Annotated in this window: 19 protein-coding genes and 1 riboswitch; of the genes, 9 read left to right on the top strand and 10 right to left on the bottom strand. The window is 70.9% G+C overall.

Features of this window, described 5'->3' with window-relative positions; genetic code table 11:
• Position 1: 1 nt before the first annotated feature.
• From cydD to ACFY7H_RS03950, 3 genes are read right to left on the bottom strand one after another with little or no spacing between them, the layout of a single operon-like run.
• Positions 2 to 3625: a thiol reductant ABC exporter subunit CydD gene (gene cydD / locus ACFY7H_RS03940; RefSeq protein WP_388932680.1), complete on the bottom strand. Its 3624-nt coding sequence runs from the start codon at positions 3623 to 3625 to the stop codon at positions 2 to 4.
• Between the two features lie 46 nt (positions 3626 to 3671).
• A complete protein-coding gene (cydB, locus tag ACFY7H_RS03945) occupies positions 3672 to 4673 on the bottom strand; it encodes a cytochrome d ubiquinol oxidase subunit II (RefSeq protein WP_388932683.1) in 1002 nt (333 codons plus the stop codon).
• 18 nt (positions 4674 to 4691) lie between these two features.
• Positions 4692 to 6197, bottom strand: a complete 1506-nt coding sequence (locus ACFY7H_RS03950) for a cytochrome ubiquinol oxidase subunit I (RefSeq protein ID WP_388932686.1) — start codon at positions 6195 to 6197, stop codon at positions 4692 to 4694.
• Between the two features lie 200 nt (positions 6198 to 6397).
• Between ACFY7H_RS03950 and ACFY7H_RS03955 the strand changes: the two genes are divergently transcribed.
• Complete coding sequence (locus ACFY7H_RS03955) at positions 6398 to 6766, top strand: cyclophilin-like fold protein (RefSeq protein ID WP_388932690.1); 369 nt, start codon at positions 6398 to 6400, stop codon at positions 6764 to 6766.
• A gap of 13 nt (positions 6767 to 6779) precedes the next feature.
• Here the strand turns inward: ACFY7H_RS03955 and hisC are convergent, their stop codons facing one another.
• Positions 6780 to 7859 carry a histidinol-phosphate transaminase gene (hisC, locus tag ACFY7H_RS03960; protein WP_388932692.1) on the bottom strand — a complete coding sequence of 360 codons (1080 nt, stop codon included), beginning with the start codon at positions 7857 to 7859 and terminating at the stop codon, positions 6780 to 6782.
• 362 nt (positions 7860 to 8221) lie between these two features.
• Here hisC and ACFY7H_RS03965 point away from each other — a divergent pair, with 362 nt between their 5' ends.
• From ACFY7H_RS03965 to ACFY7H_RS03975, 3 genes are all read left to right on the top strand, one after another.
• Entirely contained in the window at positions 8222 to 9337 is a 1116-nt protein-coding gene (locus ACFY7H_RS03965; RefSeq protein ID WP_388932695.1) for a LacI family DNA-binding transcriptional regulator, read from the top strand.
• Positions 9338 to 9551: 214 nt separating this feature from the next.
• The gene (locus ACFY7H_RS03970; RefSeq protein WP_388933690.1) at positions 9552 to 10799 is read left to right on the top strand and encodes a metallophosphoesterase; all 1248 of its coding nucleotides are present in this window, start codon (positions 9552 to 9554) and stop codon (positions 10797 to 10799) included.
• 150 nt (positions 10800 to 10949) lie between these two features.
• Entirely contained in the window at positions 10950 to 11765 is an 816-nt protein-coding gene (locus tag ACFY7H_RS03975; protein ID WP_388932698.1) for a hypothetical protein, read from the top strand.
• A 123-nt stretch (positions 11766 to 11888) separates the two neighbouring features.
• Here ACFY7H_RS03975 and thiC read toward each other — a convergent pair whose 3' ends face one another.
• Positions 11889 to 13676: a phosphomethylpyrimidine synthase ThiC gene (gene thiC / locus ACFY7H_RS03980; protein WP_388932701.1), complete on the bottom strand. Its 1788-nt coding sequence runs from the start codon at positions 13674 to 13676 to the stop codon at positions 11889 to 11891.
• Positions 13671 to 13815, bottom strand: a riboswitch (TPP riboswitch). (Overlaps the previous gene by 6 nt.)
• A 39-nt stretch (positions 13816 to 13854) precedes the next feature.
• Between thiC and ACFY7H_RS03985 the strand changes: the two genes are divergently transcribed.
• On the top strand, positions 13855 to 15309 hold the full coding sequence (locus ACFY7H_RS03985) for a YibE/F family protein (protein WP_388932704.1): 1455 nt from the start codon (positions 13855 to 13857) through the stop codon (positions 15307 to 15309).
• 37 nt (positions 15310 to 15346) lie between these two features.
• Here ACFY7H_RS03985 and ACFY7H_RS03990 read toward each other — a convergent pair whose 3' ends face one another.
• From ACFY7H_RS03990 to ACFY7H_RS04005, 4 genes are all read right to left on the bottom strand, one after another.
• Positions 15347 to 15796, bottom strand: a complete 450-nt coding sequence (locus ACFY7H_RS03990) for an SsgA family sporulation/cell division regulator (RefSeq protein ID WP_388932706.1) — start codon at positions 15794 to 15796, stop codon at positions 15347 to 15349.
• Between the two features lie 94 nt (positions 15797 to 15890).
• Positions 15891 to 16637, bottom strand: a complete 747-nt coding sequence (locus ACFY7H_RS03995) for an IclR family transcriptional regulator (RefSeq protein ID WP_388932709.1) — start codon at positions 16635 to 16637, stop codon at positions 15891 to 15893.
• 285 nt (positions 16638 to 16922) lie between these two features.
• On the bottom strand, positions 16923 to 17150 hold the full coding sequence (locus ACFY7H_RS04000) for a DUF5326 family protein (protein WP_388932712.1): 228 nt from the start codon (positions 17148 to 17150) through the stop codon (positions 16923 to 16925).
• 221 nt (positions 17151 to 17371) lie between these two features.
• Entirely contained in the window at positions 17372 to 17689 is a 318-nt protein-coding gene (locus ACFY7H_RS04005) for a cupin domain-containing protein (protein WP_388932715.1), read from the bottom strand.
• 93 nt (positions 17690 to 17782) lie between these two features.
• Between ACFY7H_RS04005 and ACFY7H_RS04010 the strand changes: the two genes are divergently transcribed.
• From ACFY7H_RS04010 to ACFY7H_RS04025, 4 genes are all read left to right on the top strand, one after another.
• Entirely contained in the window at positions 17783 to 18163 is a 381-nt protein-coding gene (locus ACFY7H_RS04010; RefSeq protein ID WP_388932717.1) for a phage holin family protein, read from the top strand.
• A gap of 61 nt (positions 18164 to 18224) precedes the next feature.
• Positions 18225 to 19403, top strand: a complete 1179-nt coding sequence (locus tag ACFY7H_RS04015; RefSeq protein ID WP_388932719.1) for a cystathionine gamma-lyase — start codon at positions 18225 to 18227, stop codon at positions 19401 to 19403.
• 182 nt (positions 19404 to 19585) lie between these two features.
• Positions 19586 to 20482 carry a LysR family transcriptional regulator gene (locus ACFY7H_RS04020; protein ID WP_388932721.1) on the top strand — a complete coding sequence of 299 codons (897 nt, stop codon included), beginning with the start codon at positions 19586 to 19588 and terminating at the stop codon, positions 20480 to 20482.
• A gap of 60 nt (positions 20483 to 20542) precedes the next feature.
• Complete coding sequence (locus ACFY7H_RS04025) at positions 20543 to 21022, top strand: NUDIX domain-containing protein (protein ID WP_388932724.1); 480 nt, start codon at positions 20543 to 20545, stop codon at positions 21020 to 21022.
• Positions 21023 to 21053: 31 nt separating this feature from the next.
• Here ACFY7H_RS04025 and ACFY7H_RS04030 read toward each other — a convergent pair whose 3' ends face one another.
• Positions 21054 to 22238: a globin domain-containing protein gene (locus ACFY7H_RS04030; protein WP_388932727.1), complete on the bottom strand. Its 1185-nt coding sequence runs from the start codon at positions 22236 to 22238 to the stop codon at positions 21054 to 21056.
• Between the last annotated feature and the right edge of the window lie 80 nt (positions 22239 to 22318).

Consider the following 22318-nt stretch of genomic DNA (forward strand, 5'->3'; position numbering starts at 1 on the left):
GTCAGCCCCCGGTACGGGCGAGGGACCGATCCGCCTCCCGTTCCCGCTCCAGGAGGCGCCGCAGCGGCCCCTCGACCGCCGCCAGCTCGGCGTAGCCGCCCCGCTGTACGACTTCTCCCCGGTCCAGGACGAGTACCTCGTCCACCGCCGTCAGCCCGGCGAGCCGGTGCGTGATCAGTACGGTGGTCCGGCCCTCGGTGGCCGCCAGCAGATCCGCCGTCAGGGCGTCCGCGGTCGCCAGGTCCAGGTGCTCGGCCGGCTCGTCCAGGACGAGGACGGGGAAGTCCGCGAGCAGTGCCCGCGCCAGGGCCAGCCGCTGACGCTGCCCGCCGGAGATTCGCTCCCCGTGCTCTCCGACCAAGGTGTCCAGCCCGTCCGGAAGGCCGTCGGCCCACTCCAGCAGCCGGGCCGCGGCAAGCGCCTCGCGCAGCTGCTCCTCGCCGGCGTCCGTACGGGCCAGCCGCAGGTTCTCGCGCACCGAGCTGTCGAAGAGGTGCGCGTCCTGGGCGCACAGGCCCACGATCCGGCGTACGTCGTCGCCGTCGAGCGCGCGCACGTCCGTCCCGCCCACGGTGTACGTGCCTTCGCGCGGGTCCAGGAACCGCAGCAGGACCTGCGCCAGCGTGGTCTTGCCCGAACCCGACGGCCCGACGACGGCGATGCGCCGACCGGCCTCCAGGGTCAGGTCCAGCCCGTGCAGCGCGTCCCGCTCCTGCCCGGCGTGCCGGGCGGCGAGCCCCGTCAGCCGCAGCGGGAACGGTGAGGCCGGCAGCGCACCGGGCTCGGCCGGCTCCGTGACGGGCACCGGGGCGTCGATGACCTCGTACACCCGCTCGGCACTGCGCCGTACCCGCTGGCGGTACTGGACGGCCAGCGGGAGCCCGCTGACGGCCTCGAAGGCGGCGAGCGGGGTCAGCACCACCACCGCCATGGCCACCCCGGACAGCCTGCCGTCCGCGACCGCCTCCGCACCGGCGAGGGCGGCGCACACCACCGTGAGCCCGCACACCAGGGCGGACAGCCCACCGCCGAGCCCGGTGGCCGCGGCCCCGCGCGAGGCGATCCGCGTCAGCACGCCGTCGCTCTCCCGGGCCCGCTTCTTCCGGCCGGCCAACGCCCCCGCCACCGTCAGTTCGGCGGTACCGGTCAGCAGGTCGGCGACCCGGGTGGCGAGTTCCCCGCGAGCGGGAGCCAGCCGCCGCTCGGCACGCCGCGCGCAGGCCCCGCTGAGCAGCGGCACCCCGACCCCGGCCGCGAGCAGCCCCGCTGCGAGCGCGGCCCCCGCCTCCGGCAGCATCCAGGCGGTGAACGCCACCGACCCGGCGCCGACCAACACCGCGGTGCCGACGGGGAGGAGCCAGCGCAGCCAGTAGTCCTGGAGCGCGTCGGCATCTGCCACCAGCCGCGACAGCAGGTCCCCGCGCCGCTGCTCGCGCAGTCCGGCGGGGGCGATCCGCTCCAGCCTCCGGTACACCGAGACCCTCAGGTCGGCGAGCATCCGCAGGACGGCGTCGTGCGACACGAGCCGCTCGGCGTAGCGGAAGACGGCCCGTCCGATGCCGAAGGCCCGCGTCGCCGTGACGGCCACCATCAGGTACAGCACCGGCGGCTGCTCGGAGGCCCTGGAGATCAGCCACCCGGAGACGGCCATCAGCCCGACGCTGCTCCCCACGGCCAGCGCCCCGAGGAGCAGCCCCAGCCGGAACCGGCCCTGCCAGGCCGCGGCCACGGCCCGCACTCGCCGCAGCGGGTCACCGCCCGAGCCGGCACCGCCGGCGTTCCCGCCGCCCCGGCCGCCTTCGGTCCCTTCGGGTGCGGCTCCGAGGATCCACTCGCCGGGGCCGGAGTTCGCCGCCGCCCCGCGCGAGGCCGTCCCGGCCGCGGCGTCCTGGGCCGCACCGGCGGAGACGCCCACAGCCGACTCCGCCGCGCCGACCCCGGCCGTCTCCGCCGCCGCGCCGGATGCCGCGACGGGCCGGGCCGGGGCACCCGCGCCCACCGCCACCACCCGGTCCGCCACCGCCAGCAGCGCCGGCCGGTGCACCACGAGCAGCACGGTCCGCCCGGCCGCGAGTCGGCGTACGGCGTCCACTACCGCGGCCTCGGTCTCCCCGTCCAGGGCCGCGGTCGGCTCGTCCAGCAGCAGCACCGGCCGGTCCGCGAGGAACGCCCGGGCCAGGGCCAGGCGCTGGCGCTGCCCGGCGGACAGCCCGGCCCCGCCCTCACCGAGCAGGGTCCGTGCCCCGGCCGGCAGGGCCGAGACGAACTCCCACGCCCCGGCGTCGCGCAGTGCCGTCTCCACCGCTTCGTCAGTGGCCCCGGGCCGGGCCAGGCGGACGTTCTCGGCGATGGTGCCCGCGAACAGGTGCGGCCGCTGCGGCACCCACGCGATCCGCTCCCGCCACTGTCCGAGGGAGAGTTCCGACAGATCCGTGTCCCCTACGCGCACCCGCCCGGCCGTCGGCGTGACGAAGCCCAGCAGCACGTTCAACAGCGTGGACTTGCCCGCTCCGCTCGGCCCGGTGACGGCCACGCACTCGCCCGGTCCGACGACGAGCGAGACGGGTCCGGGCGAACTCGCGCCACGTCCCTCGTACCGGACCTCGACCCCGTCGAGCGAGATCCGCAGTCCCGTGGCCGGCACGTCGGCGCCGCCGCCCGGTGCCGGGACGGGGGTCTCCAGGACCTGGAAGATCTCTTCCGCGGCGGCCAGCCCCTCGGCCGCCGCGTGGTACTGCGCGCCGACCTGCCGCAGCGGCAGATAGGCCTCCGGCGCGAGGATCAGGATGACCAGCCCGGTGTACAGGTCCAGCTCCCCGTGTACGAGCCGCATGCCGATGGTTACCGCGACGAGCGCCACCGACAGCGTGGCGAGCAGTTCCAGCGCGAAGGAGGAGAGGAATGCGATGCGCAGGGTACGCATCGTGGCCTGGCGGTAGTCGTCGGTGATCTTGCGGATCGACTCCGCCTGGGCCTTGGCCCGTCCGAACACCTTCAGTGTCGGAAGGCCCGCCACCACGTCGAGGAAGTGCCCCGACAGCCGGGACAGCAGCCGCCACTGGCGGTCCATCCGACTCTGGGTGGCCATGCCGATGAGAATCATGAACAGCGGGATCAGCGGCAGGGTGACCACGATGATGGCCGCCGACACCCAGTCCTCGGTGACGATCCGGGCGAGGACCGCCACCGGGACCACCACGGCGAGCCCCAGCTGGGGCAGGTAGCGGGAGAAGTAGTCGTCCAACGCGTCGACGCCGCGGGTGGCCAGGGACACCAGGGATCCCGTGCGCTGTCCACTGAGCCAGCCGGGGCCCAGCCCGGTGGCCCGGTCCAGCAGCCTGCCCCGCAACTCGGACTTCACGGCCGCGCTCGCCCGGTGCGCGGCCAGCTCCGTGAGCCAGGCAACCAGCCCGCGCCCCAGCGCCACCGCCGCGAGCAGCAGCAGTGGCGTCCGGAGCGCGGCACCGTCGAGTCCCCGCTCGAAGGCTCCGACCACGATCTCGGCGATGAGCATCGCCTGACCGACGACCAGCCCCGCCCCGGCCAGTCCGAGGGCCACCACCGCCCCCAGGAAGAGGCGGGTGGAACGGGCGTACCGGAGCAGGCGCGGGTCGATCGGTTTCACGTGAAACATCCCCTCTGCAGGGTCGGGCAGGAGTGACGCGCGGGGCTCAGTGCGCGTCGACGATGTGCTGCGTGCCGATCCGCTTGCGGAACACCCAGTACGTCCAGCCCTGGTAGAGCAGGACCAGGGGCGTGGCCACGGCGGCGCACCAGGTCATGATCTTCAAGGTGTACGGGGTGGACGAGGCATTGGTGACCGTGAGGCTCCAGGCCTCGTCCAGCGAGGACGGCATGACGTTCGGGAACAGCGTCAGGAAGAGCATCGCGACGGCTGCCGCGATCGTGATCCCGGACAGGGCGAACGCCCAGCCCTCCCGGCCCGCCAGGTTGAACCCGAGGGCCGCGACCAGCGCGAGTACAGCGACGGCCATCGCGACCAGGCTCCACGCGTCCCCGCGCGAGGCCTGCGTCCAGATCAGGAAGACCAGGGCCAGCACCGCCGTCACCACACCCAGCCGGGTCGCCAGCGCACGTGCCCGCTGCCGGATGTCCCCGACGGTCTTCAGGGCGGCGAAGACGGCGCCGTGGAAGGTGAACAGGGTGAGGGTGACCAGGCCGCCGAGGACCGAGTAGACGTTGAGCAGGTCGAGGACGTTCCCGACGTACTCCATGTTCCGGTCGATCTTCACGCCCCGCGCGATGTTGGCGAAGGCCACGCCCCACAGGAAGGCGGGGATCAGCGAGGTCCAGAAGATCGCGTGCTCCCAGTTGGCCTGCCACCGCTCCTCGGACCGCTTGTGGCGGTATTCGAAGGCGACGCCCCGGACGATGAGGCACCCCAGGATGAGCAGGAGCGGCAGGTAGAAGCCGGAGAAGAGGGTCGCGTACCACTCCGGGAAGGCGGCGAAGGTGGCACCGCCCGCGGTGAGCAGCCAGACCTCGTTGCCGTCCCAGACGGGGCCGATCGTGTTGATCAGGACCCGCTTCTCCGTGCGGTCCCGGGCGAGGAGCTTGGTCAGGACACCGATGCCGAAGTCGAAGCCCTCCAGGAAGAAGTAGCCGGTCCACAGGACGGCGATCAGTACGAACCAGACGTCGTGAAGTTCCATGGTGTGGTCTCCTCAGCCTCAGTACGAGAAGGCCATCGGCCGGTCGGGGTTCTTGTCGTCCCCGCCGATCCTGGTGGGCGGGTTGAGATCGGCCTCGGTCAGCTCGGGCAGTCCGGCCTTGACGTACTTCACCAGGAGCCGGACCTCGATCACCGCGAGCACCGCGTAGAGCAGCGTGAAGCCGATCATCGACGTGAGCACCTCGCCCTGCGAGACGTTCGGCGAGACCGCGTCCCTGGTGCGCAGCACTCCGTAGACCACCCAGGGCTGGCGGCCCATCTCGGTGAAGATCCAGCCCCAGGAGTTGGCGATCAGCGGGAAGAGCATGGTCCAGAGCGCGACGATCCAGTACATCCGGGAGAACCGGGGGCCGAGCGGCTTCTTGGTGAGGACGAGATGGGGGACCTCGTCCTCACCGGTGCGCAGCGCCGGCGGCAGCAGGAACCGCTTGCGGGTCAGCCACAGCCCGAGCATGCCGATCCCGAGCGAGGCCATGCCGAAGCCGATCATCCAGCGGAAGCCCCAGTACGCGACGGGAATGTTGGGTCGGTAGTCGCCGGGGCCGAATTTCTCCTGCTCGGCCTTGTTGACGTCGTTGATGCCGGGGACGAAGGAGCTGAAGTCGCCGTTGGCGAGGAAGGACAGCACGCCGGGGATTTCGACGGCCACCTTGTTGTGGCCCTTCTCCACGTCTCCGTAGGCGAAGACGGAGAAGGGAGCCGGCGCCTCGCCGTCCCAAAGGGCCTCGGCGGCGGCCATCTTCATCGGCTGCTGCTTGAACATCACCTTGGCGAGCAGGTCACCGCTGATCGCGGTGCCCATACCGGCGATGATCATGACGACCAGGCCGAGCCGCAGCGAGCTGCGCATCACCGGGACGTGCCTCTTGCGCGCGAGGTGGAAGGCTGCGATGCCGACCATGAACGCGCCGCCGACGAGGAACGCGGCCGTGATGGTGTGGAAGAACTGGGTGAGCGCCGTGTCCTGGGTGAGGACCGCCCAGAAGTCGGTGAGCTCGGCCCGACCCCGCTCCCCGTTGAGGCGGTAGCCGACCGGGTGCTGCATCCAGGAGTTGGCCGCCAGGATGAAGTAAGCGGACAAGACGGTGCCGAGGGAGACCATCCAGATGCAGGCCAGGTGGATCTTCTTCGGCAGCTTGTCCCAGCCGAAGATCCACAGGCCGATGAAGGTCGACTCGAAGAAGAAGGCGATCAAGGCCTCGAACGCCAGCGGGGCACCGAAGACGTCCCCCACGAATCGCGAGTAGTCGGACCAGTTCATACCGAACTGGAACTCCTGGACGATGCCGGTGACGACGCCCATCGCGATATTGATCAAGAAAAGCTTGCCCCAGAACTTGGTGGCCCTGAGGTACTTCTCCTTCTCCGTCCGGACCCACGCGGTCTGCAGGCCGGCGGTCAGCGCGGCGAGCGAGATCGTGAGCGGCACGAAGAGGAAGTGGTAGACGGTGGTGATGCCGAACTGCCAGCGAGCCAATGTCTCAGGCGCCAAAGCTAGGTCCACGTCGTCTTCTCCTTGTCGTCGCCGTGGTCACAGCGGGCAGTCTGCCTGGCGGGTTCCCTCCCATACCGGGAGGAAGCAGGACACGCTTGTGAACGCGTTCACATTCACAAGCATTATGACGCACCCCCTGCGGCCGGAATCAGCCGGGGTCCCCTTATCGACCACTAGCCAAGGATTTCAACGGATTGTTGAATATGGCTATGCAGATTCGAATCTCCTGGCCCGCGGGCCTGCTCACCGCGACCCTCGACGACACCCCGACCAGCAAGGCGCTGGCCGCGGCCCTGCCGATCTCCGCCTCGGCCAACACCTGGGGCGAGGAGGTCTACTTCGACACCGGGGTATCCGTGGCCCTGGAAACCGACGCCCGGCAGGTCGTCGAGCCGGGCACGGTCGCCTTCTGGACCGAGGGCGACGCGCTCGCCCTGCCCTACGGCCCCACGCCCATCTCGCGCGGGGGCGAGAGCCGCCTGGCGAGCCCCTGCAACGTGCTCGGCTCGTTCGACGGCGACCCCCGCCTCCTGGCCACCATCCGCGACGGCGACCCCGTCCGCGTGGAACTCGTCTGACGACCGACCCTGACTACAGCTCCTTGAAGAACGCCTCCGCCGCGTGCAGGAAGAGGTCGTTCGCCTCGGTCTCACCGATCGTGACCCGCAGGCCCTCGCCCGCGAAGGGCCGGACCACCACACCGGCCTTCTCGCAGGCCGCCGCGAAGTCGGCGGTCCGCTCCCCCAGCCGCATCCACACGAAGTTGGCCTGGGTGTCCGGAACCGTCCAGCCCTGCGCGAGCAGCGTCTCGTGCACCCGGTTGCGCTCGCACACCAGCGCCCCGACCCGGCCCATCAGCTCGTCCTCGGCCCGCAGCGACGCGACCGCCGCGTCCTGGGCGAGCTGGCTGACGCCGAAGGGAACCGCCGTCTTCCGCAGCGCCGCGGCCACCGGCTCGTGCGCCACCGCGAAGCCGACGCGCAGGCCGGCCAGCCCGTACGCCTTGGAGAACGTCCGCAGCACGGCCACGTTCGGGCGGTCGCGGTAGAGCTCGATGCCGTCCGGAACGGCCGTGTCGCGCACGAACTCCCGGTATGCCTCGTCCAGCACCACCAGGACGTCCGACGGCACCCGGTCCAGGAACCGCTCCAGCTCGGCGCGGCGCACGGCGGTGCCGGTGGGGTTGTTGGGGTTGCAAACGAAAATAAGGCGGGTCCGGTCGGTGATTGCCGCGGCCATTGCGTCAAGGTCGTGGACGTCCCCCTCGGTCAGCGGCACCTGCACCGACTTCGCGCCGGAGATCTGCGTGATGATCGGGTAGGCCTCGAAGGACCGCCAGGCGTAGATGACCTCGTCACCCGGGCCGGCCGTCGACTGGATCAGCGACTGGGCCACGCCCACCGAGCCGGTGCCCGTGGCGATGTGCTCGACCGGCACCCCGAAGCGCTCCGCCAGCTCGTTCACGAGACCCGTGCACGCCATGTCGGGGTAGCGGTTGAACCGGCCGGCGGCCGCGACCGCGGTCTCCAAAACCCCGGGAAGCGGCGGATACGGGTTCTCGTTCGAGGACAGCTTGAACGCGACGGCCCCGCCCGCAGCCGCGGGCTTGCCGGGCTTGTAGGTGGGGATGCCGTCCAGCTCGGCGCGCAGCTTCGGGCTCTTCTCGCTCACCGCAGGTCCTCCTCGACCGTCCCGTCGACGTCTCCGTCGACTCAATACTGCTCACCTTATGAGGATTCCGCCGATCCGAGAATGGCGGGCGCCAGGAACACAGGGGGAGCGCACGCATATATGCGCGCGCCGGTGGCCTGCGCCGTGGCGCGCGTCCCTCGTGCAGGTGAGTTGAGAGCGGCCCAGGACGGCTCCGTTTTGGCATGCTCGTACCCGTCCACAAGCCCCACCCTCGGGACATAGTGGTAAGTACCTTCAATTCCAAGGTCATTGGGGGTGGCGAACCGTGCAGAATCGTGCCTGTCAACGCGTGCATATGCACCTGAACCACCCTGCCCCGTGAGCCCTACTATCGGCTCGCCATGACAGCAGCAGGGAAGCATCAGGTGAGCCGGACCGAGACCACCCGGCGGGTCGGCGGCCGACAGAGCCGGGCCGGAATCAGGGACGTGGCCGCCGCGGCGGGCGTGTCCATCACAACCGTCTCCGACGCGCTCAATGGCAAGGGGAGGTTGCCGGACGCCACCCGCCGCCACGTTCGCGAAGTCGCCGACCGGCTGGGGTACCGCCCCTCCGCCGCGGCACGCACGCTCCGTACCGGCAAGTCGGGCCTCATCGGCCTGACCGTGACCACGTACGGGGATGAACCTTTCACCTTCACCGAATTCGCGTACTTCGCCGAGATGGCGCGGGCCGCCACCTCCGCCGCGCTCGCCCGCGGCTACGCCCTCGTCATCCTGCCCGCCACCTCACGACACGACGTCTGGTCCAACGTGGCCCTCGACGGCACCGTCGTGATCGACCCCTCCGACCATGACCCGGTCGTCAGCGAGCTGGTCCGCCAGGGCCTGCCCGTGGTCTCCGACGGCAGGCCGGCGGGCACCCTCCCCGTCACCGCCTGGGTGGACAACGACCACGAAGCCGCCGTACTGGGCCTCCTCGACCACCTCGCCGCCGCCGGCGCCCGCCGCATCGGGCTGCTGACCGGAACCACCACCGACACCTACACCCGGCTCTCCACGACCGCCTACCTCAACTGGTGCGAACGCGTCGGCCAGGACCCCGTCTACGAGTCCTACCCCGCCCACGACCCGTGCGCCGGCGCCGTCGCCGCCGACCGGCTCCTCGCCCGCCCCGACCGTCCGGACGCCGTGTACGGGCTCTTCGACCCCAACGGCACCGACCTGCTCGCCGCCGCCCGGCGCTACGGGCTGCGCGTCCCCGAAGACCTGCTCCTCGTCTGCTGCAGCGAATCCACCGTCTACGCCAACACCGAACCGCCCATCACCACGCTCTCCCTCAAACCCCGCCGCATCGGAACCGCCGTCGTACAGCTGCTGATCGACGCTATCGAGGGAGTGGGCACCGGACGCCCCGTCGAGCAGGTCGTGCCCACCGAGCTGATCATCCGTACCTCCTCTCAGCGCAGAACGCCCCGGACGACCGTCAGCCCACCGCGCACACCGGCCCAGGACTGACCTCCGCACCCTCACATGGGCGGGGCCACGGCCCCGCCGAGGATTTCAACAACACTGAAATCGGGAGAAAAGGGCAGGAAGGAACGGCTCCGGCCAGGATTCACCACCCCTGGTGCGTCACAGAGCGCGAGCCGCATTCCTATGATGGGCGCACGACATCACGGACCCTCCGCCCAGGAGGTGAGGGGGTCCGCAGGTGTACGGCAGCGCGACGGTGGTGGAGGGGTCGATGACTCAGGGGGCCGGTCAGGGACCCGCGATGCGGACGGACACGCTGCGGGACTTCCGGGTGCCGGTCACCGAACCCGCGCCGTACACCGTGCCGGCCGCGCTGGCCGGCGAGCCCCCCGTGTACGGCGAGTACCCCGCGTACTACGAGGAGAGCGCGCCCCTCGCGCCCCCCCGGCCCGGGTACGCCCCCGACCGGCCCGCCGCGGCCCCCCACGCCCGCCCCGGCACGGACACCGTCCCGCAGCAGCGCGCCGCGGGCGACGTCGAGTACGAGGACGCCGACGGCGCTGACGACGGCTACACGCCCACGCAGCGCGACCTCCCCGTCATCGGCCGCGGCGCGCCGACCGGGCCCGGCCACACCGTGCAGGTCCAGTACGTCCCCCAGGAGGCCCCGGGCTCCGGTCCCGGCCCCCTGTACGTCGTCGGTGACGTCCACGGATACCTGGACGAGCTGATCAGCGAACTCCAGGCACAGCACCTCATCGACGCCGAGTGCCGCTGGTCCGCCGGCAACGCCCGGCTCTGGTTCCTCGGCGACTTCACCGACCGCGGCCCCGACGGCATCGGCGTCATCGACCTCGTCATGCGGCTCTCCGCCGAGGCCGCCGCCGCCGGCGGCTACTGCAAGGCCCTGATGGGCAACCACGAGCTGCTGCTCATCGGCGCCAAGCGCTTCGGCGACACCCCCGTGTCCTCCGGCGCCGGTACCGCCACCTTCCAGGCCGCCTGGCTGCTCAACGGGGGCCAGCGCGCCGACATGGAGCGCCTGGAGGACGTCCACCTCCAGTGGATGTCCCGCCTCGACGCGGCCACCCTGCAGGACGGCCACCTGCTCCTGCACTCCGACACCACCGCGTACCTCGACTACGGCGACTCCATCGAGGACGTCAACGACACCATCCACGAGCTGCTCAACCGCAACGACGCCGACATCACCTGGGACCTCTTCCGCAAGTTCACCAAGCGGTTCGCCTTCCGCGACGAAGAGACCGGCCCCCGGGCCGTACGGGAACTCCTGGCCACCTACGGCGGCGGCCGCGTCGTCCACGGCCACAGCCCCATCCCCTACCTGCTCGGCGAGGTCGGCACCGAGGACGGCGACGACTCCCACGGCCCCGAGGCCGTGGACGGGCCGCACGTGTACGCCGACGGGCTGGCCATCGCCATGGACGGTGGCGTGACGATGGCGGGCAAGCTGCTCGTCGTTCAACTACCTCTGCGCGACTGAGCGTTCTCGGAGCGGGGTATTTCAGCAAAGCCCTTGTCACGGCGTGGCAGGGGCGCTCTACCATCGCTCTATCCGTAGCAGGCTCTCCTCCGTTTACGCCGGGATCCACGGATCTACGCGGGCATACCGGCACGTACGGAGCATCGGGGGATGCACATGACCAGCGCTCCGCACCTGCTCACCGAAGACCGACCGGAGTTCGATCGGCTCCTCGACGAGGCGCTGCGCACCGCGGACCAACGGCCCGAACTCGCCACTCTGGGCGAACGGCTGAACGCCGAACAACTGCGCACCATGGCCCAGGCCGCCACCACACTGCTGACCGCCGCGGCGGCCGCCGAGTACGACCACTACGTGAAAGTGCGGGAGGAACTGCGCGACGCGGTCCTGTCCGCCCCGGGAACGAGCACCGAGGACGGCGCCGAGGGCCAGGACGACGGGGCCGGCGTGAGCGCGGTGGTCGGCGTCCTGGCACCAGTGCTGGCGGGCACCGCGATGCTGATCTTCCTGCTGGTGGGATACGGCCTCAAGATGATCGAGCCCGCCCCGGCCTTCGCCGAGACGATGCTGACGGCGGGCTGGCTCTTCGGCGGGCTCACCGTGGTCGCCCTGCTCTTCGCGGTGATCGCGCTGCTCGTGACGGCCCTGCGCAACAGCTCCACGGAGGTCGCGGCGGAGGAGAGCGTGTCGATACCGGACGAGCTCTCCCGCGCCCGGGAGGCCTGGCGCAACGCGCTGCTGGAGCGGGGCATCGTGCCCTTCCTGCGTGACGCCCTGGCCGACCCCACCGCCGGACCGGGCTACCCCGTGCCGCGCACCCCGGGCGCCGGGCGCATCCCCAGCCTGGGCTACACCCCGCCGGACTTCACCAGCCCCGGCCCGCCCTCCGAGGGACCCCGCCCCGGCTACAGCTCGCCGGACTTCACCAGCCCGGACTTCGGCGGCACGGGCCACGCCCCGGACTGAGGCCACAGAAGTCGCCCCGTTTCACGTGAAACATCCACCCGTATTCACCGGGCGCCCCGCCTCAGCGGAGGGCTGACCGACGACTCCCCCCGGAACCCCGTCGGTCAGCCCTCCGCACACGGATCAGTCGGCCAGCGGCAGGTAGACCCGGTTGCCCGAGGCCGCGAACTCGGCGGACTTCTCCGCCATGCCCGCCTCGATCTCATCGGCCTTCAGGTCACCGCCGTGCTCGCGGCGGATGTCCTGCGAGATCTTCATCGAACAGAACTTCGGACCGCACATGGAGCAGAAGTGCGCGGTCTTGGCCGGTTCCGCCGGGAGCGTCTCGTCGTGGAACTCACGGGCGGTGTCCGGGTCGAGGGCCAGGTTGAACTGGTCCTCCCAGCGGAACTCGAACCGCGCGTCCGACAGGGCGTCGTCCCACTCCTGGGCACCCGGGTGACCCTTGGCCAGGTCCGCCGCGTGCGCGGCGATCTTGTACGTGATGACCCCGGTCTTCACGTCGTCCCGGTTGGGCAGGCCCAGGTGCTCCTTGGGCGTCACGTAGCAGAGCATCGCGGTGCCCCACCAGGCGATCATCGCGGCGCCGATGCCCGAGGTGATGTGGTCGTACGCGGGCGCCACGTCCGTGGTCAGGGGGCCGAGCGTGTAGAACGGCGCCTCCTCGCAGATCTCCTGCTGGAGGTCGATGTTCTCCTTGATCTTGTGCATCGGGACGTGGCCCGGGCCCTCGATCATCGTCTGGACGTTGTGCCGCTTGGCGATGGTGTTCAGTTCGCCCAGCGTCTTCAGCTCCGCGAACTGCGCGGCGTCGTTGGCGTCCGCGATGGAGCCCGGGCGCAGGCCGTCGCCCAGCGAGTAGGTGACGTCGTACGTCGCGAGGATCTCGCAGAGCTCCTCGAAGTTCGTGTAGAGGAAGTTCTCCTTGTGGTGCGCCAGGCACCACGCGGCCATGATCGAGCCGCCGCGGGAGACGATGCCGGTCTTGCGACGGGCGGTCAGCGGCACGTACGGCAGCAGCACGCCGGCGTGGACCGTCATGTAGTCGACGCCCTGCTCGGCCTGCTCGATGACCGTGTCCTTGTAGATCTCCCAGGTCAGGTCCTCGGCCCGGCCGTCGACCTTCTCCAGGGCCTGGTAGAGCGGCACGGTGCCGATCGGGACGGGAGAGTTGCGCAGCACCCACTCGCGGGTGGTGTGGATGTTGCGGCCGGTGGAGAGGTCCATGACCGTGTCGGCGCCCCAGCGGGTCGCCCAGGTCATCTTCTCCACTTCCTCCTCGATCGAGGAGGTGACGGCGGAGTTGCCGATGTTGGCGTTGACCTTCACCAGGAACCTCTTGCCGATGATCATCGGCTCGATCTCCGGGTGGTTCACGTTGGCCGGAAGCACCGCGCGGCCCGCGGCGATCTCCTCCCGGACGACCTCGGGGGAGACGTTCTCGCGGATCGCGACGTACTCCATCTCCGGGGTGATCTCGCCCCGGCGGGCGTACGCGAGCTGCGTGACGGCGGCGCCGCCGCGGCCCCGGCGGGGCTGGCGCGGGCGGCCCGGGAAGACCGCGTCGAGGTTCTTGAGGCCCCCGCGCGGAGAGGTGTGCTTGATGCCGTCGTCCTCGGGACGGACGGGGCGCCCCGCATACTCCTCGGTGTCACCGCGGCCGATGATCCAGTGCTCCCGCAGCGGGGGCAGGCCCCGGCGCACGTCGGTCTCGATCTGCGGGTCGGTATACGGCCCGGACGTGTCGTAGAGCGTCACGTCCTTGCCGTTGGTGAGGTGGACCTGGCGGACCGGCACCCGGATGTCCGGGCGGGAGCCCGGCAGGTATCCCTTGTGCCAGCCGGGCTGGCGCTCGGTCTGGCCGTCGGCGTTCTGGCCGGCGGCAGGCGTGCGTGCGTCCTGAATGGTCATGAGACCTGATCTCCCTACGCCGGCATTACCCGGTAACAGGTTCGGCGGTCGGCGCAGCCTCCTCCCGTACGCATTCTCATGCGCGTACGGTGATCAGCGCCCTCTCAGCCCGGTGCTCCGAGCTCCCGCGTTGTGCAAAGTAGCCCCCACGTTAGCGTCGTGTGTGGCGTGCTGAACAGTGGGCCCCCTCATCTCTTGCGATGATCTGCCGGTGACGTCCTCGCCGCAGCCCCCCCACGAGCCCACCGAGCCCATGGGCCACACCGGCCCCGAGCACGCGTCCCACGGGGATGCTGCCGCGCCCTCCCACGGGCACTCCTCCGGCCACAGCCACGGGCACAGCCACGGCCACGGGCCGGCGGCTCCGGTCTCCAAGCACCTGCGCAAGGTGATCGCCGCCGTACTGATCCCCTTCGCCGCCGCCGTCTTCATCGGCATGGCCGTGCTCTGGCCCGGCGGCGCCCCCGCACACGAGCGCACCGGGGTGGGCTTCGACCGCCAGACCGAACAGGGCACGGTCGTCGCTCTCGCGAAGGTGGACTGCAAATCGGTCAACGCCTCGCAGGTCCCTCCCACGGGCGACACCTCCACCCCCGAGGGGCGCGAGGCGCAGGCCGCCAGGACCGGCGAGTGCAAGAAGGCCACCATCGAGGTGACCAGCGGACCGGAACGGGGCCGGGCCTTCTTCGAGATCGTCCAGCCCGGTGCGCCACGGCAGTTGGAGAAGGGCCAGGAGGTGGTGGTGGCGTACGCGCCGGACGCGCCCCGGGACCTCCAGTACTCGGTGATCGACCTGAACCGGAAGTTCCCGATGGCGCTGCTGGCCGGCATCTTCGCCGTCGCGGTCGTCGTGGTGGGCCGGATGCGCGGCCTGTTCGCCCTCATCGCGCTCGTCGTCAGCTTCGGGGTACTGACGCTCTTCATCCTCCCGGCGATCCTGCAGGGCTCGAACCCGCTGCTCGTCGCGGTCATCGGGGCCAGCGCGATCATGCTGATCGCCCTCTACATGTGCCACGGGCTGACGGCCCGGACCTCGGTAGCCGTCCTCGGCACGCTGGTCTCGCTCCTGCTGATCGGCCTGCTGGGCTCGCTGTTCATCGGCTGGGCCTTCCTGAGCGGCAACACGGACGACAACACCGGGCTGATCCACGGGCTCTACCCGAGCATCGACATGAGCGGCCTGCTGCTCGCGGGCGTGATCATCGGATCGCTCGGCGTACTCGACGACGTGACCGTCACTCAGACGTCGGCCGTCTGGGAACTCCACCAGGCGGACCCGGCGATGGGCCCGCGCGCCCTGTACCGGGCCGCCATCCGGATCGGCCGCGACCACATCGCGTCGGTGGTGAACACCCTCGTGCTGGCGTACGCGGGCGCCGCTCTGCCACTTCTACTGCTGTTCTCGATCGCCAACAGCAGCATGGGGACGGTGGCCAACAGCGAGCTGGTCGCCGAGGAGATCGTACGGACCCTCGTCGGTTCCATCGGGCTGGTGGCCTCGGTGCCCGTGACCACCGCCCTGGCGGCGCTGGTGGTCTCCGCCGACCGGCCGGGGGCCGCGGGTGGCATGGCCGCGGGACCGGCCGCCGGACCGGCACGCGGCGGCCGGGGCCGGCGCCGGCGCAAGCGCTGAAGGTCTCGGCGACGGCGGGACCTTCCGGCCCCGCCCCTCAGCCGGCCTTCCGCTCGTCCTGCTGCGACTCGGCGAGGATCTTGCCGAGCGCCTGGTCGAGGCTCTCCTCGAAGTCGCCCAGACTGCGCTCCTGACCGAGCGGAACGAGCCGGTCGGTCCGGTCGAGGAAGGCGACGAGCGGCCCCGCACCCGCGCGGAAGAGGGCCCGGTCCCCGCCGACCTGGAGACGGATGTGGACGTCGGACAGCTCCTCGGGGTCGGTGGGCGCGATGTGCACGTCACCGTCACCGCTCGGCTTGTTGATGCCGTCGAGGAGCAGTTCCCGGCCGAACGCCCAGGTGACGGGCGCGTCTCCGGGAAGGTGGAAGGTAAGGCGCACCGCGTAGGGGTCACGGGCGTCGTACCGCAGCTCCACCGGGATCCGGAATGCGAGTTCCTCGGAAACGAGGAAGCTCATCATGACCTCTGCCTGTACCGATTCGTGCATTGCCTACCCCTGTAGTGGAAGTGGCCAGGAATGATCCCCCAAGGCCTCTTGACAAGGGTGGTGGAAGCGACAGCAGATCACAAGGAGTGAGTTTTCAGATACTGATAGAGAACGAGAGGGTGCTCAACAGCGCGCCTACTTCACTCCGTAGTCGATCGACAGCAGAGAGCAACCGCTCTTCTTGGTGCAGGGGGAGAGAAATGGCCACTGTCGCGGCGATGTCGCCGACGGTGATCGGGATGGCCGCGCACACCGTGCCCAGGGCGTACTCCTGACGCTCGATCACGGGCTGCGTCCGTTCCCGGGAGCCGATCCGCTGCTCCAGGGCGTGCACGTCCCGCACGGTGTAGGGCGTGATGCTCTCGACCGGGTGCCGCTCGTAGTAGTCCTTGCGCGTCTTCTCGTCGAGCTGGCCCAGCAGGCACTGGCCGATGGCGTGGGCGTGGCCGGTCGCGCGGACGTCGGCCCATTCCTCGCAGACGGGGTTGGCGGGGGTGTCCGAGACACCCACGATCTCGATCTCACCCTCGCGGAACACCGCGAAGTAGACGGGGGCCCCGACCGTGTCACGGAAGTGCGCGAGCGAGTCGAGGATCATGCTGCGACGTTTCTGCTGGAGCCCACCGCCCGCCAGCCGGCCGGCCGCGTCACCGAGTACGAACACCCCGCTCTGCCGACGCAGATAACCCTCGTGCGTCAGCGTGCGCAGCAGGTGGTACGCGGTGGGGAGCGGGAGCCCGGCCTCGCGCGCCAGCTGTTTCGCCGGAGCTCCCCCGCTATGGGACCCGGCTGCTTCCAGCAGCCGCAACGCCCGCTGCACCGAACCGATCAGGGTCGGCACACCGGGATTGTGAACCGAAGACAAAGCTCACCCCCAGGCGTGGCGGCGGGCCTCGGGGTGGGCCCGCCCTGCGGGGGCCGCCCCCGCGTGTGCCGTGGCTCCTGGGGGTCGTGCCCAGCAGTTGCCCCGACGCGACCGCCCGTTCCGAGCGGAGGGATCGGCGCCCAGGGAACGGCACAGATTGCCACTGTATCCACCGGTTCCCGGCGTGTGGGCGGTTTGGCCGGTCCCGTTCCCCCGCCTGGGTCAATCCCCTTACCCGTTGGGGGTGGGGCGGGCCTGGTGCTACCAGTCGCTGGAGGAGGCCTTCGACCCACTGCCGGTGAACTTCTTCACCACGAACACCAGCCCGCCGACGAGGGCGACGAAGAGCAGCAGCTTGAAGGCGAACGAGATCAGCGTGCCGAGGATCGAGGTGATCACTCCGCCGAAGACGAAGAGCGCCAGCAGCGGAACGGCGACCCACTTCACCCACCAGGGCATACCCGCGAACATCGCTCGGATCCCGTCCATGTTCCTACCTCTTCCTCGTCCGTGCCCCGTGACCCCGTGAGCCCGCGCTTCATGAGCTGAGCCGGTCATCTCGTGAGTCCGTGCGTCCGTTTCTTGCCTCGCTCTCGATGCTAGGAGCCGGCCGCGCCGCACAGGGGGCCTCGAGCCCCCGGAACCCCCTGACCCGCCCCTTAGGGGGTTCCGGGGCACGACCCTCAGTCCGGCGGCCACCCGACCCGTGCTCAGCCCTCCGGCGGGGAGAAGACCACCATCACCTTCAAAGGCTCGGTGATGTGGTGGAACTTGTGCGGTACCCCCGCGGGGACGTAGACGACGCTGCCGTTCGCCACCACCGTCGTCTCCTCCCCGACCGTGATGGATGCCCTGCCGCTCACCACGAAATACACCTCGTCCTGACGGTGCGGCTGCTGCGGGTCGCTCTGCCCGGCATCGAGCGCGTACAGCCCGACCGACATGTTCCGTTCCCGCAGGAACTGCAGATAGGCGCCGTCGTTGGCGGCCCGCTCCGCCTCGAGCTCGTCCAGTCGGAAGGCCTTCATCTTCGCTGTGCCCCTTGCTCTTGCCCGGTGGTGCCCCGGGATCCGCCGGTCTGCCGATGCCCGGCCCGGATCTTCTCTGCCACGATCAGACACATGACGAATTTCGTAGTCAAGACGCTCGCCAACGCGGCGGCCCTGGCCGTCGCCATCTGGCTGGTCTCCGGGATCACGCTCGACGACGGCAGCAGCACCGGCCGCCGCGCGCTGACGCTGATCCTGGTCGCTCTGGTCTTCGGGCTGGTCAACCTCATCGTCAAGCCGGTCGTGAAGCTGCTCTCGTTCCCGCTGTTCATCCTCACGCTCGGTCTGTTCACCCTGGTCGTGAACGCCCTGATGCTGCTGCTCACCTCCTGGCTGGCCGAGCAGTTCGACCTCAGCTTCCACGTGGACGGCTTCTGGACCGCCGTACTCGGCGGCCTGATCATCTCCGTCGTCTCCTGGGCCGTGAACCTGGCCCTGCCCGACAAGAACTGAGCGGGCCGCCGAACACCGGTCCGCCGGCCGCCGTACGCACCGCTGTGAAGGAGCACACCCCGTGAACGAGCACACCCCCGGCGGGACCGCCGGACCGCCGGCCGCGTCCGGCGCGTACGGCGACGGCACGCGCGCCGTACGCGCCGGGCTGCCCGAGCCCGTCAAGAACGAGCCGCCGCTGCCCGGACCGGTGTTCGCCGCCCACTTCCACCTCCCGGGCGAGGTCTCGGGCCCGTACACCTACGGCCGCGACACGAACCCCACCTGGACCCTGCTGGAACGGGCCATCGGCGAACTGGAGGCACCGGATGAGGAAGGGGCCGAGACCATCGTCTTCGCCTCCGGGATGGCGGCCGTCTCCGCCGTCCTGCTCTCACAGGCCCGCACCGGCGACACCGTCGTCCTGCCCTCCGACGGCTACCAGGCGCTGCCCCTGGTCCGCGAACAGCTCGAGGCGTACGGAGTCCACGTGCGCACCGCGCCGACCGGCCAGGACGCGCAGCTCGCCGCCCTCGACGGGGCCCGGCTGCTGTGGATCGAGACCCCGTCCAACCCGGGCCTCGACGTGTGCGACGTACGCCGCCTCGTGCGGGCCGCGCACACGGCGGGCGCCCTGGTCGCCGTCGACAACACCCTGGCGACCCCGCTCGGACAGCGGCCCCTGGAACTGGGAGCGGACTTCTCCGTCGCCAGCGGCACCAAGGGGCTCACCGGCCACGGGGACCTGCTGCTCGGCTACGTCGTCTGCCGCGACCCGGACTTGGCCGCGGGCATCCGCCGCTGGCGCAAGATCGTCGGAGCGATCCCGGGGCCCATGGAGGCCTGGCTGGCCCACCGCTCCCTGTCCACCCTCCAGCTGCGGGCCGCACGCCAGTGGGGCAACGCGCTGGCGGTGGCCGAGGTGCTGGCCGACCGGCCCGAGGTGACCGGGGTCCGCTACCCGGGGCTCGCCTCGGACCCCTCCCACAAGACGGCCTCCCGGCAGATGCGCGGCTTCGGCTCGGTGGTCTCGTTCGTCCTCCCGGACCGCGCGCACGCGGAGCGCTTCATGACCGCTCTGCACCTGGTCGAGGACGCCACGAGCTTCGGCGGAGTCCGGTCCACCGCGGAGCGGCGCGGACGCTGGGGCGGTGACGCCGTGCCGGAGGGCTTCATCCGTTTCTCCGCCGGGGCCGAGGACCCCGAGGACCTGGTCGCGGACGTGCTGCGGGCCCTCGACTCGGCGGCCGCCGGGGCCTGAGCGGCGGAGGAAGAAGGAATGCGGTCCGAGCCTCCCCCCTGGTGGCTCGGACCGCGCCGGGTTCCCCGCGAGAAGAACCACGCTGACAAGGCTAGTTGACTCAGCGTCAGAGTCCAATCACGGTAACGACAGGGGCCTATCGGCATATTTATAGTTGAAGGCCCCCACCGAGAGGGGCCGCCATGGACCTGGCCCTGCTGCGCACCTTCGTCGCCGTGCACCGGGCCGGCTCGTTCACCCGGGCCGCCACGCTCCTCGGGCTGTCACAGCCCGCCGTCACCTCACAGATCCGCACCCTGGAACGGCAGCTCGGCCGGCCCCTGTTCCACCGGCGCGCCCGGGGCGTCACCCCCACGGCCGTCGGCGACGAGCTGGCCCACAAGGCCGCCCCTCACCTCGACGCGCTGCTCCGGATCGCCGAGACCGAGCGGGAGGCCGCCGGAACCCTGCGGACCCTGCACCTCGCCGGGCCCCCGGAGTTCCTCTGCCTGCGCGTACTGCCCGCGCTCGCACCCCTGGTCGGCCAGGGCCAGAGTCTGCGCACCGCCCTGTTGCCCGGCTCCGAGGAAAACCTCGCCGGGCTGGCCGCCGGGCAGCACGACCTGGTCGTCACCACCTCCCGTCCGCGCGGCGGCCCCTTCACCGCCAGCGTCCTCTGCGACGAGGAACAGGTGCTGGTGGCCGCGCCCTACTGGGCCGCCCTGGCCGACCCGGCCGCACTGAACGCTTCGGGCCCCGCGGCGCTCGACGGGATCCCGGTCGTCGAGGTCCACGAGAGCCTGCCGCTGGTCACCCGCTACTGGGCCACCGTCTTCGACTCGGTGCCCGACACCGCCGCCACGGTGGTGGCCCCCGACCTGCGGGCGGTCCTGGAATGCGTCCTGGCCGGCGCCGGACTCGCCGTCCTGCCCCGCTACCTGTGCCAGGACGCCCTCGACCGCGGGGAGGTCGTCTCCCTGCTGGATCCCGCCGTCCCGCCGCTGCGCACGTGGTTCCTCGTGGTCCGGGCGGGCAGCCTGGCGCTCGCCCACCTGGCCCGGGCCCACGACCGTCTGCTGCGCGCCGCCGCGCACTGGTGAGCCCCTCGTTTCCGGCCGCTGACGCGTTTCAGACGGGCGGGCGCGGGCCACTCTTCTCCCATGACCGAACGTCCCGTGGTCAAACGCACCGCCCGCGCGATCCTGCTCGACGGTGACGACCTGATCCTCATCAAGCGCACCAAGCCAGGCGTCGACCCGTACTGGCTCACGCCGGGCGGTGGCGTGGAGGCCTCGGACCGCACCGTCGTCGACGCCCTCCACCGAGAACTCCACGAAGAACTCGGCGCCAAGATCACCGATGTGGTGCCGTGCTTCGTCGACACCGTCGAGCACATCACCACCGGGGGAGTGACCGGGGTGAAGGTCCAGCACTTCTTCGTCTGCCGCCTCGAATCGATGGACCCCGGCCAGCGGCACGGCCCGGAAGTCGACGATCCCCAGGGCGAGTACGAGATCGTCCGCGTGCCCTTCAGCCGGGTCGGCATCGCGGCCGTCCACCTGGTTCCGCTCTCCCTGCGCCACTACCTCGACGGCAACATCGAGGGGGTCCGCGCCATGCACGCCCCCGACCTGGGCTGACGGCTCCCGGGAGCGGGCGGCTGTGTACGTCTCAGCCGGCCACGCCCGCCAGCTCCTCGAGGGCGTCGTAGCGGATGCGCTCTCGGGGGATCCCAATCCGCTTGAGCGCGTCCACACCGTTGCGGATCATCGCGGGCGGTCCCGAGATGAAGGCGTCGTACGAGCTCCAGGGCCCGTGCTCACCGACCGCATGCGGCAGCTGTCCGGCCAGCCCCTCGCCGACCACCGGGCGCACCGACAGCCACGGGTGGGAGCGCTGCAACCCGAGCAGGGTGTCCTTGTCATAGAGGTCGTGATCGCTGCGCGCCCCGAAGAAGACCTCCATCGGGCGCCGCTCACCGTGCTCGGCGACGTCCTCGATCAGTGCCTTGATCGGGGCGATGCCGGTACCGCCGCCCAGGCACAGCATCCCGTTGTCGGTGCTGTGGTCCACTACCATCGAACCGGCCGGCGGGCCCAGCCGCAGGACGTCGCCCGGCCGGGCGTGCCGTACCAGGGCGTTGGACACCCAGCCCGCCGGGACGGCCTTCACGTGGAAGGACAGCAGCCCGTCCGCGCGGGGCGCCGAGGCGAAGGAGTAGTGCCGCCAGACCCGCGGCCACCACGGGGTCTCCAGACTGGTGTACTGGCCGGCGAGGAAGGGGTACGGCTGATCGGGGCGGACCGTCAGCACGGCGATGTCCGAGGTGCGCAGGTCGTGCGAGACCACCTCGGCGTGCCACCAGGCCGGTGCCCTGGCCTCGTCCGCCGCCGCCGCGTCGATCATCGTCTGCGAGATGGCGGTGTACGCGCGCACCCATGCCGCCTCGGCCTCCGGTCCCCAGGTGAGTTCCGCGTACCGGGCCAGCGCGCCGATCAGCGCCTCTCCGACCGCCGGGTAATGGGCCGGCACGGTGCCGTACTTGCGGTGGCCGGCGCCGAGCCGCTTGAGGTACGGGGTCAGTACGGCCGGGTCGTCGATGTGCTCGGCGGCGGTCAGCAGGGCCTTCAGCAGCCGATCGCGCTGGACGTCCATGGCCGCGGGGAACAACTCCCGGACCTCGGGGTGGCTCGTGAAGACCAGCGCGTAGAAGTACGAGGTCACCTTGTCCGCGACGGGTGCGATCTCGGCCAGGGTGCGGCGGATGAGGACGGCGTCCGGGGAGGGCTCCGTCGCACCGCCCCCGGCGGGTATCCAGCCCGTCGGTCTGGCCGATCTGGGGGGCGGAGCGTCCATGCGGTGCCTCGCTTCGAGCATCTCGGTCGGGTCTCACACACCACGGCCTCGAATCCGTGGTTCCGGGATTCACAGCGTGC

This window comes from Streptomyces sp. NPDC012794 (assembly GCF_042901085.1).
GTDB lineage: Bacteria > Actinomycetota > Actinomycetes > Streptomycetales > Streptomycetaceae > Streptomyces.